The sequence below is a fragment of the Flavobacterium faecale genome (assembly GCF_003076455.1).
Classification (GTDB): Bacteria; Bacteroidota; Bacteroidia; order Flavobacteriales; family Flavobacteriaceae; genus Flavobacterium; species Flavobacterium faecale.
In genome coordinates, this window is the sequence record NZ_CP020918.1 from 1880272 (window position 1) to 1899603 (window position 19332).

The following is a 19332-nucleotide window of genomic DNA, read 5'->3' on the forward strand; positions in this document are numbered from 1 at the left end:
AGCTAATCGCTAAACGCCAAAAGCCAAAAGAAGATGCAAATTTTAGACGGGAAAAAAACATCAGAAGATATTAAGAAAGAAATCGCTGTTGAAGTTCAAGAAATCAAAGCAAACGGTGGAAAAGTGCCTCATTTGGCTGCAGTAATTGTAGGGACAAATGGAGCAAGTTTGACATATGTAGGTAGTAAAGTGCGTTCATGTGAGCAAATAGGTTTTGAATCGACTTTGGTGAGTTTGCCAGAAGATATTACCGAAGAAGCTTTGCTGGCTAAAATTAATGAATTGAATACAGATGATAATCTTGATGGTTTCATTGTACAATTACCGTTACCAAAACACATTGACGAAGAAAAAATTCTGCTAGCGATCAATCCAGAAAAAGATGTTGATGGTTTTCATCCAACGAACTTTGGTAGAATGGCACTAGAAATGGAAACATTTTTACCAGCGACTCCTTACGGAATCATGGAATTGCTAGAACGTTACAAAGTTGAAACTTCAGGAAAGCATACTGTTGTAATTGGACGTAGTCATATTGTAGGTCGCCCAATGAGTATTTTGTTGAGTCGCAAAGGATATCCTGGAGATTCAACGGTAACTTTGGTACACAGTAGAACCAAAAACATTGAGGAATTTACCAAAATGGCTGATATTATAGTTACTGCATTAGGGGTGCCTGAATTTTTGAAAGGAGATATGGTCAAAGATGGTGTGGTTATTATTGATGTGGGAATTACTCGTGTTGATGATGCTTCAAATCCAAAAGGATATGTAATTAAAGGAGATGTAGATTTTGCTTCGGTTAGTCCAAAATCGTCCTTTATTACGCCAGTGCCTGGTGGAGTAGGACCGATGACGATTGCCATGCTGCTTAAAAACACGCTTCTAGCTCGAAAAATTAGAGCAAGAAATAATCAATAAATTTAAAGAAAACCTGCTTTTTAAGTAGGTTTTTTTATGTCTTTGCTTTTTTTATGTCTTTTTTTAGTAAAGTAAATACTATTTTAGAATATAAATAATTTTATATTTGGGAATGAAATAGATACCGATTAAGCGCTATTTTAAAATAGTAACTTTTAAACCCTTAATAAAAATGCAAGCAGCAGTAGTAACATCCAATCCTCCAGGTATTGAATTAAGTAATGTAAAAGTAAAATTAAGTGGTCAAATTTCATTTTCAGAACCACGTTCCAAAACGCCTTTGCCAGCTTTAATAGAAGCTTGTAATAATCCGGACCATTCTGAAATATGCGTTAGTGCAGTAGTTTTTATTGATGCCGCACAACCAGCGCCATCTATTTCAGTAAATCAATTGTATGTGATTAGCAGTGTAGGAACACCGCAATTGCAGTTTTTTATCAGTTATGATTTGCCAGAAACAGAAGCGAGTAATTTTCAAGCCTATGAGGTTGATTTTGAAGCGCTTACTGAGGCGCTTCCTGTAGGAGTGTCAATAGATATGTTTCATACTATAGAAACTTTTTTATCGGATACAGATCCCGTAGCTTCGAGAGGTACAGTTGCAAATGTAAATCAACCATAATAAATTATTTTTTTAATGATTAAAAAAATCTTTTTTTGTTTTTATTTAGTACCAATCATTTTATTTTCTCAGGAAAAATCTACGGATTATTTGGTGGGAAAGGAAATGCAGAAAATAATGAAAACCTGTCCAAAAGAAAAAGACTTTATAAAATCCCATTCTTTTTTTACGAAAAAGGAGTGGGATTCTACTTTGTATTACACAGCCCGGCATTTGGCACAGTCTAAAAATATTGAGTTGAATACGTATTCTCATTTTATGAGAGGAACTGCTTTCTATCAAAAAAAAATTTTTAAACAAGCGCAATCAGAGTTTCTTGCGATTTCTTCTCATTTTCTTTTTGCTTCTGTTGTACAATACAAAATTGGAACATCTTTAATTCAGCAAGAAAAATACAAAGAAGCTATTCCTGTTTTTATGGCTGTTCAAAAAGATAGTACTAATCTTTATTATTCTTATTTAGGTAAAGAATTATTGAATAATTTGGGTGTTTGTTATTTGCTTTTGAAACAATTGGATAAAGCAGAAGGTTACTTACTTAAATACCAAGAACTAGAAGAAAAAAGCAAAGATACGCTCAAATTGATTAATTTATATAATAATTTGGGAACTTTGTATTATGAGCAATATAAGGATAATCAAGCCATACCGTATTTTGAAAAAGGGTATCAGTTAGCTCAACATGTCAAATCATTTAGTACCAAGAAAGACGCTGCTTTGAACATGTCGGTTGTAGAGGAAAATCGCAATCGATTATTGAAAGCCATAGTTTATCGAAAGGAATATGATCAATGGAAAGATTCACTCAACGACCAAAATAAAGTGTGGGCAGTTGCCAAACTAGAGAAAAAATTTGCAGTCAAACAAAAACAAAAAGAAGTTGATTTATTATCGGCTGAGAATAAAACGCGTTTAGCAGAGCGTAGCGGGTTACTTTCGTCTTTACTTTTAATGACATTACTATTGGCTGGTGCGGGGTATTTTTACCGTCAAAAAACAAAACAAAATAAAATTATATCGGCACAAAAAGCCATTTTGGATGATTTGAATGCTACAAAGGATAAACTTTTTTCAATTGTAAGTCATGATTTGCGGTCATCTGTTAATGCTTTGAAAAGTAGTAATTCCAAACTTCAAAAAAACCTTTCCACTCAGGATTATTCGGCCTTAAATAATCAATTAGAAACTAATAGTGCTATTGCTAATGGGGCTTATAATTTATTGGATAATTTGTTAAACTGGGCGCTGCTTCAAACGCAGCAGTCGTTTTTTTATCAGGAGTCGGCGCACTTACTGTCATTGGTTAAACACGTAGCTCACAATTACGAACCCATTATGAAGAATAAAGGGATTGTTTTTGAAAATGAAGTTAATACTTCTATTTATGCTTTCGTTGATAGTGATTCATTCAAAATAATACTACGGAATTTAGTAGATAATGCTATTAAATTTACACCTGAAAACGGAACTATAAGAGTATATTCACTTCCTGGTAAAACAGATTTTGTTACGCTTGTAGTGGAAGACTCAGGAACAGGAATGCCAGAAGAAAAACGATTAGAATTACTGCGACCAACTGTCTTACTTTCGAAAAAAGGAAAAGAAGAAGGTGTAGGAACAGGTTTGGGGATGCAATTATGCAAAAGTTTAATAGAACGTAATGGTGGGGAGTTTGCCATAGAATCTGAGGTTGGAGTTGGTACAAGAATTTTGGTATCCTTGTTAATTTCTCATGATGTTTAGTGTAATTACGTTCTCATAGATCTGTAAAATCTTAGCTTTTTAAAAATACAACTATTATTTTCATGGTTATCTAAGGACTATAAAGGCCGAAAATGGCTGGGATATTGGTAGTTCGTAGAAAGTTTGTTTATATTTGTGTTCTTAGATTTTTCCAATACATCTTAAATAAAAGCCACACTATGAATTCAATAAACGTTTTGATTATTGAGGATACTCCAGCAGAAAGCGATGCGTTAATCGAGGTTTTAACCGAGAATAATTATAGTATAGTAGGGGTGGCACGCACCAATGCCGAAGCGTTACAGCTTTTTTACAACAATCCGGTTGATATAGTTGTTATTGATGTATTTTTAAACGGAAGTCCAGACGGTATTAGCTTTGCCGAAACAATAAATGCAGTACCAAACGCATCAAAACCATTTGTTTTTTTAACAAGTTCGAAAGACCGTCAAATATTTGAACGAGCAAAACTCACACAGCCTTTTAGTTTTTTGATGAAGCCTTTCAATGAACTTGAAATTCTATATGCTTTGGAAATGGCTGTCGAAAAATTTTACAAACAACCCAATGTCTTTTTGAGTGATGATCAAGATACTGTAATTGGACAAGATTATTTGTTTATAAAGAAAAATAAGGCACTGAAGAAAGTTTTACTAGCTGATATAATCTATGTTGAGGTCGAAGATCGCTATTGTAAAATAGTGACAACTGCTGAGAAGTTCTTGATTTTGATGTCTCTAAGCAAAATAATGGAATTATTGAACCCCAAAACCTTTTGCAGAACGCACAGAAATTTCTTGATCAATATTGAGAAAATTATCGAAATTGTGCCACAAGACAATCAAATCTGGCTTGAAAACAATCATAGTGTGATCTTGAGTGATAAATACAAAGACTTTTCAAATCAGTTTAAGATTTTGAAATAAGATGCTTATTTGATACTGCATTTGAGTTTTGTTGTAAACCTTCTATTTTAGTATAAGTTTCCGTTAAATAAATAGTACTGCCTCTTTTCTTTTTCTAATAATGAATACTTTTGTAGTTGGCTAAAAACTACAAATAGAATGCAACTTTATTATTGGCAAATTTTGATTTAAAGCGATATTTGATGCAATTTCAAGAAGCTATAACATATTATATAATTTTGAAATGAGAGTATTTTACAAAAACAATATCGGATTAACAGCTACTCCTGCTTGGGAATCTAATTGCTGGATTAATATCGAATGCCCAACTACAGAAGAAAAAAAGTATTTATTGGATGACCTTCAATTTCCCGAAGCCTTTTATAATGATATTGAAGATATAGACGAACGCCCGCGTATCGAAATTGAGAATGGTTGGTGTTTGATTTTGATGCGAATTCCTGTAAAAAGTAATGATGTAAAATTACCATTCAACACTATTCCTGTTGGTATAGTTTTTAAGGAGGATGTTTTTGTAACACTTAGTTTTCACAAGACCGAAATGTTATCGGACTTTGTCCTTTATACGCAAAGAAAAAAAATCACTATCAAGGATCATTTTGATTTGGTACTTAGGTTGTTGTTGTCTTCTAGTATTTGGTACTTAAAGTATTTGAAACAAGTGAATCAAAAAATTAAACTTGCCGAAGACAATTTAGAGAAATCCATCAAAAACGAAGAATTGCAAGCCTTATTACAAATTGAGAAATGTCTAGTCTTTTTTATGACCTCACTTAAAGGGAACGATATTTTACTGCATCGTATTCGAAATATAAAATCAATAAAAGTAGTATTGGATGCCGAATTGCTAGAAGATGTAGAGATTGAATTGCGTCAAGCGCAGGAAACAACTAATATTTATAGTGATATTTTGACGGGAACCATGGATGCGTATGCCTCTGTAATTTCAAACAATATGAATACGATCATGAAGCAAATGACTTCAATTTCGATTATATTAATGATTCCTACAGTTATTGCCAGTTTCTACGGAATGAATGTCCCAAATACCTTGCAGAATAATCCATTTGGTTTATGGATTATAGTTTCCATTTCTATCATTTTTTCAGTTTTCGGAGTACTCTTATTCAAACGAAAACGTTGGTTTTAACAAATATATAGCGGTAGTTGATAATCTTGTAACAGTGATTTCCGCTTTCATGACATCTTTTTTAATAGCATCGTAGTTGTTGCGTAGTTTTATAACTCAAACAAAAACTACTATGAAAAACAACAGCATCTTTACCCGACAAAATCTTGATGAAGCCACTGTATTAACTTACTCAGCTGCTATAATCACAGCAGTGCTAGTGTTGTTGTTTTTGGTCCTATCCATTGATTTTATTGTTGCGGGATAAATTTTTGTATTTCATATTAAATTTTTACTATCTTTGAATTTCAAAGTACTTTAATATGGATACAAAGCATCAAGAAGATTTACTTCATATACGCTCAATGATGGAGCGTTCCTCACGTTTTATTTCGTTAAGCGGGTTATCAGGGGTTGGTGCAGGAGTGTCTGCATTAGTTGGTGGTTTGTATGTGTACTTTCGACTTCAGCAATTGGGAGCAGATTATTTAGCTACTAATAGCCGGGTGTATCAAAGCTCTTTATTGAGTGAGTTTATAGTTGTTGCTATTTTAGTTTTACTATTCGCTATGAGTTTTGGAATGTTTTTTACTATTCGAAAAAGTAATAAAAACAACCTGCCAATTTGGACTTCGACTACAAAAAACATGTTGTTTAATCTCGCTTTGCCATTAGTGGTTGGAGGTGTTTTTTGTGTTGCACTATTGACGCATCAGTTGTTTGTATTTGTTGCACCTGTTACTTTAATTTTTTACGGTTTAGCGCTCGTAAATGCTGAGAAATATACATTTTCTGATATAAAATATTTAGGGTTTTTAGAAATTATTTTAGGTTTAATCTCTCTCTTTGTATTAGGTAAAGGCCTTATATTTTGGATAATAGGTTTTGGAGTTTTGCATATTGTATATGGAATAATCATGTTTAAAAAGTATAAGTAACATGAGTATCATTAGTAGCCTAAATAAAGATTTTGAAAGCAGAGTAAGACTTGGTATTATGTCAGTTTTGGTCGTTAATGATTGGGTAGATTTTACCGAAATGAAGTTATTATTAGAGGTTACAGATGGTAATTTGGCAAGCCATACTTCCGGATTAGAAAAATTAAATTATATCGAGGTGAAGAAAGAGTTTGTTGGGAAAAAGCCCAAAACGTCCTATCGCGTAACCAATTCTGGCCGTCTGGCCTTTGCAGAACACTTGAATTTTCTTGAAAAATTATTAAAACTATAGTCATTCCCTTTTTTTAACCCATTACTTTGAAAAACAAAGTACTTTTAAATTTAAAACATGAAAAAATATCATTTAATCTTCGGATCAACAGTAGTCTTCAGCTTTTTATTTTACAACGAATCACTCGGTCTAAACTTCGCATTGTTTGCGCTATTTTTGGTAACCTTGATTTGGTTGCACTTTAAAAATAAAGGATTAGCTTTTAAATTTTTTACCGTTACAACAGTGATGTCTGCCCTAGCATTTGCCTGGTATGGTGATGGAGCCTCTTTTTGGGCCTTATTCTTTTCGTTAGTTTTCTTGCAGTTCCAAAATCAGGAAGTGAAACTGAAGTTATTACAAGCTATTCCAATTGTAATTATCAATGGAATCACTTCACTAGGTCGTCCATTCATTTTTAGACAATGGCTTCCTCAGTTAGAAATAGACAATAATAGTGCAAAGAAATTAATAGCCTATTTAATTATTCCGATACTCTTTGTTACCGTGTTTTTTGTTGCCTATTCTTTCGGTAGTGACACCTTTTCGGGGATATTTGATTATGAGTTGGACCTAGATATATTGGATGTTATTCTGATAGCTAGTTTGGGATTTTATATTTCATTTGGCTTTTGGAATTATTTTACCCCGGACTATTGCTACACTTTTGATAAATTATTAGATAATGAATTTGCTACCTCTGAGAACGAAGAAATAAAACCTAGTTTTTCATTCTTAGATTTGGAGTTTGAAAGGAAAAGTGGTGAGATTTCGTTAATACTACTAAATGTTATGCTATTAGTATTTATTATCAGTTATAATTATGAACAGTTTTTCAAGGTATATCCTATTAGTAATTTAAGTTCGGCAACGCACGATAGAGTCAATGCAGTAATTATTTCCATTATTATGGCAGTGGGAGTGATTTTATTCTATTTCAAAAAAGGATTTAATTTTGATAGCAAAGCTATTTTGCTAAAGCTGTTAGCTAAGATCTGGATTGGTTTGAATGGTATTTTGATTGTTAGTTCTGCAGTCAAAAATTCAGAATACATTTTACATTACGGAATGACTTATAAAAGATTGGGGGTTTATGCTTTTCTGGTCATCACGCTTATAGGTTTGGGTATCACTTTTTATAAAATTAAAAACAAAAAGACTAATGCGTTCCTGTTTAATCAAATGATTTTGTGCCTGTATGGATTTTTATTGCTCTGTTCTTTTGTGAATTGGGGAAATATTATAACACAGTACAATGTAGCTGTTGGTAAAGGGAATGATAAAGATTTTCTAGAATATATAGAATACAATGATGAAGTTTATTTTGAATTATTTCCCGAAGAACGGACTAAAGAACGTAATAAAGCAACTAAAATATTAGATAACCAAAATGATAGTTTTTTGTCTAAATCTTTGTACTACGAAAACATTGATTTGAAATAATTATAAAAGCAAAAACCAAGATGAAAGTCTTGGTTTTCTTATTTCAAATATTATTTGATTATAATTTTAATACTCGCCTCTTCTCTTAAACCTAGGATCGTTTTTCTTAATGAATTCCGTTCTCCTATTTGTTGGTTCTGTTTTGGGTAAACTTGCCTCTTCAGTTTTACTCGAAGGTTCAATAAGCTCGTTTAGTTCTTTAATTTCAGCTTCGGTCAAATCGCGGTAACGCCCAACAGGAATATCAAGTGAGATATTAATGATTCGAATACGTTTCAATGCCGTAACATCGTAACCTAGGTATTCGGTCATTCTACGAATTTGACGGTTGAGGCCTTGTGTTAAGATGATTTTAAAGGTGTATTTTGATATTTGTTCTACCTTACATTTTCTAGTAACGGTATCTAGAATTGGTACTCCATTTCCCATTCGATCTATAAAACGATCGGTTATAGGTTTGTTTACCGTTACTGTATATTCTTTTTCGTGGTTATTTCTTGCGCGCAAAATTTTATTGACAATATCACCGTCATTGGTCATAAAGATCAATCCTTCACTGGCTTTGTCCAATCGCCCAATCGGGAAGATACGTTTGGGATAATTGATGTAGTCTACAATATTATTGTGTACGTCCAAATTGGTAGTACACTCAATACCTACAGGTTTGTAGAAGGCAAGATAAACTGGTTTTTCACGGCTTTCACGAATCAATTTGCCATCAATGCGTACTTCATCACTTGGAGCTACTTTTGTACCTAGTTCTGGAACTACTCCATTTATAGTGACTCTTCCTTGTTCGATGTATTTGTCAGCTTCACGTCGAGAACAGAAACCTGTTTCTCCGATAAACTTATTGAGGCGTTTAAGATTTTCTTCCATGGTGCAAAAATAGCAAAATTAAATCAATGTAGTCGTTTGTCTTTAATCTAAAAACGGAATCTCATATTTGTACACTGGTCTTATTTTTCGAGATCGAACAAAAACGAAATTATTGTGTTGTACAGCGCATCATCATGTAGACCATGCCCAAGACCATTTGTTTGGACAAATACAGCCCCTTTCCATGCAGCGGCAATGGCTTGACCTTCTTTGTACGCAACTATGCTGTCATCTACATCATGTGCAACGAGTCCTTTTGTGGATAAAGAGGTGGCGAAATTTGCGCCTGTAAATTGATTTAATTCTATTTTTGAGACGGCAACACACTTTTGCACTAAGCCGCTAACGATTCTATTATTTAAACGTAATAGGTGGGTATAGTTGTTCAAGATAGTGTTGAACTCGCTTGGCGCACCGAGGGTAACTACTTTTTTGACAGTTGTATTAGGGTAATGTGATTGGTAGTACAAACAGGTTTTTCCGCCAAAAGAGTGACCAATTAAAAAGGAAACCTTGTGGCGCTTGACCACGATGTCTATCGCAGCGGCATATTTTGGAATGTTAAATTCGGTTCCGCTACTTAATCCGTGTGCAGGGCCATCGATTGCAATAATGGTACTGCCGGTTTCTTTAAGATAGGGCAACGTTTTTTTCCATCTAGCCGAATTACTTTCCCAGCCATGAACAAGTAAAATTACTGTATCGTTTCCTTTCCAGGTGTAGGTAGCATATTGTTCGCCATCACTTTCTACCATTTCAATAGTGGCAGAAGTTAATGTTTTGGGTAGTTTATCTAAGGTTATTTTTCCTTTTCTCGGCTTGCTAAAAATGGAGTAAGCCAACTGGTTTGCTTTTTCGGGGAAAGCATAGCTCATTCCGTTGATGTATAAACCAACAGATTTGGTAAAAATAAAGTAAAGTGCTTTTTTCATATAAAAAAAAGCCACGCTGTTGGGCGTGGCTCGTCTTGTAAGTTTTATTTAGAAACTAGAAAATAAATTTTCCATTTTTTCTTTTTCTTCTTCAGCTAGTGAACTGTCAACCAAGATTCTTCCAGAGTGCTCATCAGTGATGATTTTCTTTCTTGAAGCAATTTCAACTTGAGTTTGTGGAGGAATAGTAAAGAACGATCCTGCAGATGCACCTCTTTCGATAGAAACTACAGCTAATCCGTTACGAACGCTAGAACGAATTCTATCGTAAGCAGCTAATAATCTATCTTCGATAGTTGCTCTGTATTCTGCAGATTTATCAGTTAAGAAAGTTTCTTCTTTAGCTGTTTCAGACAAAATATCTTCTAATTCTGCTTTTTTGTGTTTCAAGTGGTTTGATTTCAATTCCAATCTTTCTTTAGATTGAGAAATAACCTCTTTTTTGTGTTCGATAGTAGCTTTCATCTCTTTAATTTGCTTTTCAGCCAATTGAATTTCAAGTTCTTGAAATTCTACTTCTTTAGTCAAAGAGTTGAATTCTCTGTTGTTACGAACAGTTTCTTGTTGTTTTGTGTATTTTTTGATAGACTCTTTGTGCTCGTCTATTGCATTTTTCTTCGCTTTAATTTGATCTTCAATTACTTCAAGATCAGTTTTTAATTTTTCAGAACGCGTAGTTAAGCCTGCAACTTCATCTTCTAAATCCTCTACTTCTAAAGGAAGTTCTCCTCTCACGTTTCTAATTTCGTCAATTCTGGTGTCGATCAATTGTAAATCATAAATCGCTCTTAACTTTTCCTCAACGCTTAATTCTTTCGTATTCGTCATATTCTATAGGTACTTAACTGGATTTGTATTTTCTTCAGATAAAATGATTGCAAAATTAAGAATTTTTTTTCTAAGATACTCTACAATATAGTTTTTTGTATAGCGTTCTGATTCAAAATGTCCAATATCGGCCAAAATAAGTTGGTTTTCGGCTTCATAAAATTGGTGGTACTTCAAATCGGCTGTCAAAAAAGCATCTGCTCCTGATGCAATTGCATTTTTTATAGCATAACTACCAGATCCTCCGAGTACAGCAACTTTTTTGATTTCTTTTCCCAAAAACGTAGAGTGGCGTATACCGTCAGCTTGCATCTTTTGCTTTACCAGAATTAAAAAATCTTTTTCATTCATTGGTTCTTCAAGCTCACCCACCATACCTAATCCTATATTTTGATGTGCATTGAGTAGGTCGTATAGTTCATAAGCTACCTCTTCATAAAGGTGATTGGCAAACAATGCTTTTAATACGGTGCTTTCTAAATGTTTTTCAAATGTAACTTCAATTTTAACTTCGGTGTTTTCAACAAATTCAAAACGAGCACCAATCTCAGGATTGCTATTCGCATTGCCTTTGTATGTACCCGTGCCTTGCGAGTTGAAACTGCAATTTTCATAGTTGCCAATACTTCCGGCTCCAGCAGCAAATAGGGCAGAACGCAGTTTTTCTGCATTCTCTGGAACGGTATAGGTGATTAATTTTCGAATAAAATTCAACTTCGGAATCAATATTTTGGTATTTTTTAAACCCAAAGCATTACAAAATATTTTATTCACACCCTCTTGATGATTGTCTAGTGCTGTATGCACGGCAAAAATTGCGATGTCATTTTTTATGGCTTTCACAACCGCGCGTTCCACATAATTCTTGCTCGTAATTTTTTTCAAACCCGAAAAAAGAATCGGATGAAAACAAACCACCAAATTACAATTTTTTAAGATGGCTTCGTCGATTACATTATCAAGTGCATCGTGACATACCAAAACGCCTGTTGCCTCGGTATTGGCATCGCCAACCAGTAAACCAACATTGTCAAAATCTTCGGCATAACCCAAGGGCGCCATCTCTTCGAGTACAGAAAGGATTTCTTTTATTTTCAAAATATATCTTTTATAATAATGATTTAGGCGTGTCCCTACATAGTTTCGTCGTTCCTTCTTACTATTTCGGGCCGGGCTTTCCGCTTCAATCTTTTTTGGGACAAAAAAGCATTTTCACTACAAATGGAATTAATTGAACACCTATGAAAATAAATGCTCGGTGAAGTATTCCCTCACGCAATAAGTGCTTCGATTTGTATTTAGTTTTTTATTATTCCAAATACAACTTCAAATATAATTCATTTGGCTTGATAATAACTTTAAATTTTTTGAAATGAAATTAAATAGATCATTTTCTATTGTATATCTATTTCGAAAAAAAGCAGAGTAAAACCATTAAATGTGACCTAAATTTACATCAGTCTAATTTTGTATCTTTGTATTTCAAATTTATAGCTATGACAACAATCACCCTAAAAATCGATAAACGAACCAAAGCTGGTCAAGCGTTTATGGCGATGGCCGAATCTTTCTTCAAAGATGCCGATGGTATTGAAATCATTGAGAATAAGGTCGATGAAGTCCAAGAAGAGAGGGTTGAGTATAACCCAGAATTTGAAAAAATGGTTTTGAAATCTGCAAGAAGTAAAAATAGAACGGTTATTGATCCAAATGATGTATGGGGAAGTTTAGGATTGAAATAACTGATTTGGCTAAAAAGCAAATTGAAAAACATTATAAATCTGGAAATCAAGCTAGCATAAAAAAACTAGGTATTATATTCAAAGAACTTTCAGAAAGCCCGTATGTAGGTGTAGGTAAACCGGAACCGTTAAAGGGGAACTTAGTTGGTTTCTGGTCAAGAGAAATAAACAAAAAGGACAGGTTGATTTATACTGTAAATGAAGATCTTATAATTGTTGATGTCATTGCCGCCATGGGACATTATTCCGATAAATAATCATGAATATATTTAGAAAACTACTTTTTCCATTCGCTATTCTTTACGGGTGGGTAACAACAATTCGCAATTTCCTTTTCGATCAAGGACTAAAAAAGTCAACGGCTTTTGATGTACCCGTAATCGCTGTTGGGAATTTGAGCGTGGGAGGAACGGGTAAAACACCACAAATAGAGTATTTGGTCCGTTTGCTTTGTGACACTTACAAGGTAGCAACCTTGAGTCGTGGATACAAGAGGCAGTCAAAAGGATTTGTTCTGGCCGATAAAAATGCAAATGCATTGATTCTAGGAGACGAACCTTTTCAGTATTATCAAAAATTCCCGAAAATTCAAGTTGCAGTTGATGCCGATCGCACAAACGGAATACAGCAGTTGCTTTCGCAAAAAACAAATCCCGAAATTATTTTGCTTGACGATGCCTACCAACACCGAAAAGTAAAGGCTGGTTTGTATATATTACTAACAGCTTATGGAGATTTGTATGCGGATGATTTTATTTTGCCAACTGGTAATTTAAGAGAAAGTAGGAGTAGTGCCGATAGAGCAAAAATAGTTATTGTCACCAAATGTCCGGCAACACTTTCGATTGAGGCTCAGCAAAAAATTGCTACTAAATTGAAATTGAATACAAATCAAGATTTGTTTTTTACAACGATCCAATATGATGCTGTGGTACTTGGTGATGACAAAGTGATTCCCGTAGATCATTTGAAGAATGACCAAAAAATTTTGTTGGCCGGAATTGCAAAGCCAAAGCCTTTTTTTGATTTCTTAAAAAACGATTCAGATATTTGTTTGACTTATCCCGATCACCATCATTTTTCTGATAACGATCTGAATGATATTTTGCTGAAAGCCAATGGGAAGAAGATAATTACAACCGAGAAAGATTACGTTCGCTTGAAAGATAGTGTGCTCAAAAAACAATTGTATTACCTGCCTATCCGAAGTCATTTTTTGAATAAGGAACAAAATTTCCAACATTCGATTTTAAATTTTATTACTTCATTTTAAGAGTTGTAACTTACTTTAAAAAATAAAAAAAAATCAACCCGATCACAAATAAGATTGGGTTGATTTTTTTATCATTGCAAAGTATTCTACTTTACTGTTGCTTTATAAACTGCTTACAATTTAAAGCCGTATGCCAAACGCAAAGCAATTTGATTGGTGTCATATTCGGTATAGCCTTCATAACGTACACTTACATCTACATACTTAGTTGCGTATCCAATTCCTGGCGCATACAAGTACGTGTGTTGGTTTGATTTGTTGGTAACCGCAAAAGCTCCACCTACTTCACCTAATACATAAAAACGATCTTCCCAAACAAAAGCTTTGAATCCTGCTTTTACCGGAATGATTCCAAGATCTGCACGGTCATTGCTCACAAATAGATTGGTGAAACCAGTTGTCAAAATCAACGACGTTTTTTTAGATAAATCATATTGTAATCTTGCATCGGCTCCTAATGCGTAGTTATACACATCTTCATCGGTAGGCGCACCTATATTTAATCCAAACCCTAAACGGAATCCCTGGTCATAGTTAGGTTTTTTTTGAGCAAATGTTGTTGCACTCAATAATAATGCTAATCCTGCTAAAGCTACCTGTTGAATTTTTACCGTCATTTTCATAATTTTCTTTTTTGATTAATAATTTTTGTGGGCATGTTACAATTTTGATGCCATTTAATTTTCTTTGAAGCAAAACTACTGCTTTGCTTTAGGCTGTAGTTATATGATTTTTTGTAATTGTTATAGGATTCCAAGTTGGATTAATAATCATTGATTTATAAAAGGGAGTAATCACCCAAAATTTGAATACATCTGCTTACCTTTGCAACCTCAAAAAAAACAAGCGTGAACATAGCCGTATATTTCAAAGAGTTTTCATATAATTTTAAACTAGCCTATCCTATTATTATTGGTATGTTGGGGCATACCATTGTTGGTATTGTTGACAACGTGATGGTGGGACGAATAGGACCAACGGAGTTGGCAGCAGCGTCTTTGGCAAATAGTTTGGTGTTTGTAGCCATGTCGTTGGGTATTGGTTTTTCGACAGCAATTACTCCAATGGCAGCTGCGGCTGACGGTAAAAAAGATATTCAAGCGGGTAGAAGCGTTTTTCATCACGGATTGTACTTGTGTACCATATTAGGAATTATGCTCTTTGGTCTGATTTTGATCGCTAAACCTTTTATAGGACTGATGGGGCAAAAGGAGAACGTTGTTGCATTGGCTCGCCCTTTTCTAGATATAGTTGCTTTTTCGTTGGTACCGCTTATCATTTTTCAAGGATATAAACAGTTTGCTGACGGAATGAGCGAAACTAAATATTCCATGTGGGCAACTTTACTAGGCAACGTAGTCAATGTGATCTTGAATTACGTTTTGATTTACGGAATTTGGATTTTTCCAGAGATGGGTTTTATAGGTGCAGCCGTAGGGACCTTGGTTTCTCGTTTTGTTATGCTTGGTTATATGCACTATAAGATGAAAGGGAATGTGAAATTCCATCCATTTTTTGAAGGTTTTTCGATTAAAAAAATTCAAAAATCAATCAATATCGAAATTATCAAATTAGGTGCTCCGTCTTCAATGCAAATGTTTTTTGAAGTAGGTTTGTTTACCGGAGCAGTATGGCTTTCGGGATATCTAGGTATAGCCAACCAAGCGGCCAACCAAATTGCACTGAGCTTGGCATCATTCACATTTATGTTTGCGATGGGGCTTAGTGTTGCCGCAACTATTAGGGTGGGTAATCAAAAAGGGTTAGGCGATTACAAGAGACTACGTGTTGTAGCATTGTCTATATTTTTGCTCGCTATTTTGCTCGAAATTGTTTTTGCTGCTATTTTTGTGCTTTTTCATGATTCATTGCCGCTTTGGTTTATTGATAGAGCAAATATTGCTGATCTTGCCAAAAATACTGAAGTGATCACCATTGCATCTGAATTGTTAGTGGTAGCTGCTGTTTTTCAAATTTCTGACGGAATACAGGTCGTGATGCTGGGTGCGTTACGTGGTTTGCAAGATGTAAAAATCCCGATGTATATCACTTTCATTGCCTATTGGGTAGTTGGTTTCCCGACTTGTATTTGGTTAGGATTGTACACAGATTTAAAAGCAATTGGGATTTGGATTGGTCTTTTGGCAGGTTTAACAACAGCTGCTTTATTTTTGTATCTTCGTTTTAACTATTTGACCAGAAAATTAATTGGTTAGAAGGATAATAATCTTAAAATAATTCAAAATGATTGTACTTTTTTTTGTTGGGGTTGCACTGCTCATTTTTAGTTATTCTGTTAATGCAAACCCTGGGCCGTTGACAAAATTTTCGACTATTTTTAGAATCATAGGATTTGTTCTTGCTTTGATTGGTGTGTTTTCTACCGCTTTTAAGCAAATAGATGCGGGACAAGTGGGAGTGAAATCTTTGTATGGAAACGTACAGCCTGATATATTAGACAGTGGTTTACATGTAATCAATCCCTTGTTGGATGTGACCATTTTTGATGTTCAGACACAAAACTACACCATGTCTGCAGATCACGGAGAAGGAGCTCAAGAAGGAGATGATGCTATCAGAGTTTTGTCTAATGATGGTCTTGAGGTAGTGATTGATTTAACCGTCTTGTACAAAGTGATGCCTACCGATGCACCAAAGATTTTAAAAGGAATTGGTATTAATTACATTGATAAAATTGTTCGTCCTGTAACTCGTACACGTATACGTGACAATGCTGTTTATTATGATGCGGTTGCATTGTATTCAACCAAAAGGAACGAATTTCAAGATCGAATATTCAAAAGTATTGCTGTTGATTTTGAAAAGAGAGGTTTGATATTAGAGCAATTGTTAATTAGAAATATTAACTTGCCTGCATCGGTAAAAACAACGATCGAGAGTAAAATTAATGCTGAGCAAGATGCACAAAAAATGCAATTTGTTCTACAGAAAGAAAAGCAAGAAGCCGAACGTAAACGTGTAGAAGCGCAAGGAATAGCCGATTACCAACGAATTATTTCACTTGGTTTAACAGATAAACAATTGCAATACGAAACGATTAAAGCGCAGAAAGAATTGGCTGCTTCTCCCAATACCAAAATCATATTCATGAACGGTAAAGGTGGTGCTCCAATTATACTTTCGGATAAATAATTTATTAATTTAAGAATTTTGATCAACGATTAACGATTTTTGATTTAATTCATATTACTTATAACTCATTACTTATAATTCATAACTCAGAAAATGGAATTACCAAAATTTTTACTAGGCGACAACACGGATTGTCCAGAAGATATTTTTATCATTCACTTGGATTACCCAAGATTTATCATCAATTTAAAAGATGATGAGGTCGAATTTATCGAAGAGGCCGAAGATCTAGACGAAGCAGAACTTAACGCAGAGATGGAAGGTTTGATTGAAGCAGCCAATGCTTTTTACGACCGCGAAATGGAACGTTACGAAAAGGAGTAACATTTTGTCAAAGAAAATATAAAGCACAAATCTGAAAGGATTTGTGCTTTTTTGCTTTGTATTGCATGAAGGATTGCAGTTTGATAAACCAAGCCGTATAGTTTGTCACGCTGAAAGCGTCTCAAAATAGGTGAGCAACTTTGCTGAGACGCTTTCAACGAGACAAATGGAGACTTGCATTTATTGACTAAACCAGAAGTGCTTGAAGAACATTTGTAGTTGTTTTGCTTTGCGTGAGGGGGTGCAGTGGAGCTCTTTTTTTATCCCGTTTTTTATACTGAATAAAAAAAAGCGGGAACGTAAAGCCCGACCCGCAGTTGCGAGGAGGAACGACGAAGCAATCTGTGGGGCACGCCCAAAAAAAAAATCCGATTCACTTTCGTAAATCGGATTTTGATATATTTAAAAAGGTGTTCTTACAAGTGAATCACTTCTCCGTAAGCATCTGCTACAGCTTCCATCACTGCTTCACTCATGGTTGGGTGAGGGTGAATTGATTTTAGGATTTCGTGTCCTGTAGTTTCTAGTTTACGCGCTACAACTGCTTCTGCAATCATATCGGTAACACCAGCACCAATCATGTGACATCCTAACCATTCGCCATATTTGGCATCAAAGATTACTTTTACAAATCCATCAGCATTACCTGAAGCTTGTGCTTTACCTGAAGCTGAGAATGGGAATTTTCCAATTTTCAAATCGTATCCTTTTTCTTTGGCTTGTTTTTCGGTCATTCCAACCGAAGCAATTTCTGGAGTGGCATAAGTACATCCAGGAACGTTTCCGTAATCGATTGGGTCTACGTGCATTCCTGCAATTTTTTCCACACAGTTAATTCCTTCTGCAGAAGCAACGTGTGCCAATGCTTGTCCAGGAGTTACATCACCAATAGCGTAGTAACCTGGGATATTTGTTTGGTTGTAAGCGTTTACCAAGATTTTATCTCTGTCGGTAACGATACCTACTTCTTCAAGACCGATATTCTCAATATTTGTTTTGATTCCAACCGCAGATAATAAAATGTCTGCTTCAAGAACTACTTCTCCTTTTGCTGTTTTAACGAAAGCTTTAACTCCTTTTCCAGTAGTGTCAATTCTTTCTACTGATGAGTTAACCATTACATCAATTCCAGATTTTTTCAAAGATTTTTCCATTTGTTTAGAAATATCTTCGTCTTCAACAGGAACAACGTTTGGCATAAATTCTACAATAGTCACTTTGGTTCCCATTGAGTTATAAAAATGAGCAAATTCTACTCCAATTGCACCAGAACCTACAACAATAATTGACTCAGGTTGTTTCGGCAAAGTCATTGCTTGACGGTATCCAATTACTTTTACACCATCTTGTGGCAAGTTTGGCAACTCACGTGAGCGAGCACCTGTAGCAATAATGATGTGATCTGCGCTATATTCGGTAACTTTATTGTCTTTGTCAGTGACATCCATTTTTTTACCTGGTTTGATTTTTCCAGTACCAAGAATGACATCAATTTTATTTTTCTTCATCAAGAAGGTAACACCTTTACTCATTCCGGCTGCTACACCACGACTACGCTGAATTACAGCAGGGAAATCTTTGTCAAATGATGAAACAGTTAATCCGTAATCTGATGCATGTTTTAAGTAGTCAAAAACTTGAGCCGACTTTAACAAGGCTTTAGTTGGGATACATCCCCAGTTTAAACAAATTCCACCTAAGCTTTCTTTTTCAACAATAGCTACTTTAAAACCTAATTGTGATGCTCTAATGGCAGTAACATATCCGCCTGGACCACTTCCTAAAACTATGATGTCGTATTTCATTTATGTGAGTTTTCTATAAATTAATTGATTTTGCGAATTTAAGCATTTATTCTCTTTCTTAAAGCATAAAAAAGCTTATTGAGCGTTTTTTTTGTGAAATAATAGGGATGTATGCGGTTGTATTTGGGGAGGTTCGAAATTGAAATGGAACTACATAATCCACTTTTTGTATCTACTTTACAATGATGACGTTCTGATTTTGTTAACAAGTGTAGGATTAACAATGAGGAGTAGTGATTTTTTTAACAAATTAATTAATAATGCATTATAATTCTTGAGTTTTGTATTTGTAAAATGTTTATTTTTAGTAATATTGTATTGTCAATATATTAGTAAAACTATAAGTAATAAAGTTCCTTTTTTCCTTAGTCTTTGCTGATAATGGATGTAATTGTATAAAATC

The 19332-nt window shown here is 34.5% G+C and carries 21 protein-coding genes; 15 read left to right on the plus strand and 6 right to left on the minus strand.

Features of this window, described 5'->3' with window-relative positions:
* Positions 1 to 33: 33 nt before the first annotated feature.
* The 9 genes from FFWV33_RS08285 (at position 34) to FFWV33_RS08320 (ending at position 7993) form a co-directional block, all read left to right on the plus strand.
* Positions 34 to 921, plus strand: coding sequence for a bifunctional 5,10-methylenetetrahydrofolate dehydrogenase/5,10-methenyltetrahydrofolate cyclohydrolase (locus tag FFWV33_RS08285; RefSeq protein ID WP_108740464.1), 888 nt, complete (start codon positions 34 to 36; stop codon positions 919 to 921).
* A 172-nt stretch (positions 922 to 1093) separates the two neighbouring features.
* The gene (locus FFWV33_RS08290) at positions 1094 to 1543 is read left to right on the plus strand and encodes a hypothetical protein (RefSeq protein ID WP_108740465.1); all 450 of its coding nucleotides are present in this window, start codon (positions 1094 to 1096) and stop codon (positions 1541 to 1543) included.
* Positions 1544 to 1660: 117 nt separating this feature from the next.
* Positions 1661 to 3286, plus strand: a complete 1626-nt coding sequence (locus tag FFWV33_RS08295; RefSeq protein ID WP_108742501.1) for an ATP-binding protein — start codon at positions 1661 to 1663, stop codon at positions 3284 to 3286.
* A 179-nt stretch (positions 3287 to 3465) separates the two neighbouring features.
* A complete protein-coding gene (locus tag FFWV33_RS08300; RefSeq protein ID WP_108740466.1) occupies positions 3466 to 4212 on the plus strand; it encodes a LytR/AlgR family response regulator transcription factor in 747 nt (248 codons plus the stop codon).
* Positions 4213 to 4435: 223 nt separating this feature from the next.
* Positions 4436 to 5362: a magnesium transporter CorA family protein gene (locus FFWV33_RS08305; RefSeq protein ID WP_108740467.1), complete on the plus strand. Its 927-nt coding sequence runs from the start codon at positions 4436 to 4438 to the stop codon at positions 5360 to 5362.
* 112 nt (positions 5363 to 5474) lie between these two features.
* Positions 5475 to 5609, plus strand: coding sequence for a hypothetical protein (locus FFWV33_RS19660; RefSeq protein WP_281261794.1), 135 nt, complete (start codon positions 5475 to 5477; stop codon positions 5607 to 5609).
* Between the two features lie 55 nt (positions 5610 to 5664).
* The gene (locus FFWV33_RS08310; RefSeq protein WP_108740468.1) at positions 5665 to 6279 is read left to right on the plus strand and encodes a hypothetical protein; all 615 of its coding nucleotides are present in this window, start codon (positions 5665 to 5667) and stop codon (positions 6277 to 6279) included.
* 1 nt (position 6280) lies between these two features.
* Complete coding sequence (locus FFWV33_RS08315) at positions 6281 to 6571, plus strand: winged helix-turn-helix domain-containing protein (RefSeq protein WP_108740469.1); 291 nt, start codon at positions 6281 to 6283, stop codon at positions 6569 to 6571.
* Positions 6572 to 6628: 57 nt separating this feature from the next.
* Positions 6629 to 7993 (plus strand): DUF4153 domain-containing protein, encoded by a 1365-nt coding sequence (locus tag FFWV33_RS08320; protein ID WP_108740470.1) that lies wholly within the window; start codon positions 6629 to 6631, stop codon positions 7991 to 7993.
* A gap of 66 nt (positions 7994 to 8059) precedes the next feature.
* Here the strand turns inward: FFWV33_RS08320 and rluF are convergent, their stop codons facing one another.
* From rluF to FFWV33_RS08340, 4 genes are all read right to left on the minus strand, one after another.
* Positions 8060 to 8872 (minus strand): 23S rRNA pseudouridine(2604) synthase RluF, encoded by an 813-nt coding sequence (gene rluF / locus FFWV33_RS08325; RefSeq protein ID WP_108740471.1) that lies wholly within the window; start codon positions 8870 to 8872, stop codon positions 8060 to 8062.
* Positions 8873 to 8952: 80 nt separating this feature from the next.
* A complete protein-coding gene (locus tag FFWV33_RS08330) occupies positions 8953 to 9804 on the minus strand; it encodes an alpha/beta fold hydrolase (protein ID WP_108740472.1) in 852 nt (283 codons plus the stop codon).
* A gap of 48 nt (positions 9805 to 9852) precedes the next feature.
* Positions 9853 to 10632, minus strand: a complete 780-nt coding sequence (locus FFWV33_RS08335; RefSeq protein WP_108740473.1) for a zinc ribbon domain-containing protein — start codon at positions 10630 to 10632, stop codon at positions 9853 to 9855.
* A 3-nt stretch (positions 10633 to 10635) separates the two neighbouring features.
* A complete protein-coding gene (locus FFWV33_RS08340) occupies positions 10636 to 11730 on the minus strand; it encodes a Nif3-like dinuclear metal center hexameric protein (protein WP_108740474.1) in 1095 nt (364 codons plus the stop codon).
* Between the two features lie 398 nt (positions 11731 to 12128).
* On the opposite strand from FFWV33_RS08340, the gene FFWV33_RS08345 reads away from it, so the two are divergent.
* The 3 genes from FFWV33_RS08345 to lpxK are packed head-to-tail and all read left to right on the plus strand — an operon-like array spanning position 12129 to position 13647.
* Positions 12129 to 12374, plus strand: coding sequence for a hypothetical protein (locus tag FFWV33_RS08345; protein WP_108740475.1), 246 nt, complete (start codon positions 12129 to 12131; stop codon positions 12372 to 12374).
* Between the two features lie 5 nt (positions 12375 to 12379).
* Positions 12380 to 12631 (plus strand): Txe/YoeB family addiction module toxin, encoded by a 252-nt coding sequence (locus FFWV33_RS08350; RefSeq protein ID WP_245891712.1) that lies wholly within the window; start codon positions 12380 to 12382, stop codon positions 12629 to 12631.
* A gap of 2 nt (positions 12632 to 12633) precedes the next feature.
* Complete coding sequence (lpxK, locus tag FFWV33_RS08355) at positions 12634 to 13647, plus strand: tetraacyldisaccharide 4'-kinase (RefSeq protein ID WP_108740477.1); 1014 nt, start codon at positions 12634 to 12636, stop codon at positions 13645 to 13647.
* Positions 13648 to 13760: 113 nt separating this feature from the next.
* On the opposite strand, the gene FFWV33_RS08360 is transcribed toward lpxK, so the two are convergent.
* Positions 13761 to 14270 carry a hypothetical protein gene (locus FFWV33_RS08360; protein WP_211316287.1) on the minus strand — a complete coding sequence of 170 codons (510 nt, stop codon included), beginning with the start codon at positions 14268 to 14270 and terminating at the stop codon, positions 13761 to 13763.
* A 225-nt stretch (positions 14271 to 14495) separates the two neighbouring features.
* On the opposite strand from FFWV33_RS08360, the gene FFWV33_RS08365 reads away from it, so the two are divergent.
* The 3 genes from FFWV33_RS08365 (at position 14496) to FFWV33_RS08375 (ending at position 17124) form a co-directional block, all read left to right on the plus strand.
* A complete protein-coding gene (locus FFWV33_RS08365; RefSeq protein ID WP_108740478.1) occupies positions 14496 to 15863 on the plus strand; it encodes an MATE family efflux transporter in 1368 nt (455 codons plus the stop codon).
* Positions 15864 to 15891: 28 nt separating this feature from the next.
* Positions 15892 to 16800 (plus strand): prohibitin family protein, encoded by a 909-nt coding sequence (locus FFWV33_RS08370; protein ID WP_108740479.1) that lies wholly within the window; start codon positions 15892 to 15894, stop codon positions 16798 to 16800.
* 93 nt (positions 16801 to 16893) lie between these two features.
* On the plus strand, positions 16894 to 17124 hold the full coding sequence (locus tag FFWV33_RS08375) for a hypothetical protein (protein ID WP_108740480.1): 231 nt from the start codon (positions 16894 to 16896) through the stop codon (positions 17122 to 17124).
* A gap of 416 nt (positions 17125 to 17540) precedes the next feature.
* On the opposite strand, the gene lpdA is transcribed toward FFWV33_RS08375, so the two are convergent.
* Positions 17541 to 18929 carry a dihydrolipoyl dehydrogenase gene (lpdA, locus tag FFWV33_RS08380; protein WP_108740481.1) on the minus strand — a complete coding sequence of 463 codons (1389 nt, stop codon included), beginning with the start codon at positions 18927 to 18929 and terminating at the stop codon, positions 17541 to 17543.
* Positions 18930 to 19332: the final 403 nt, after the last annotated feature.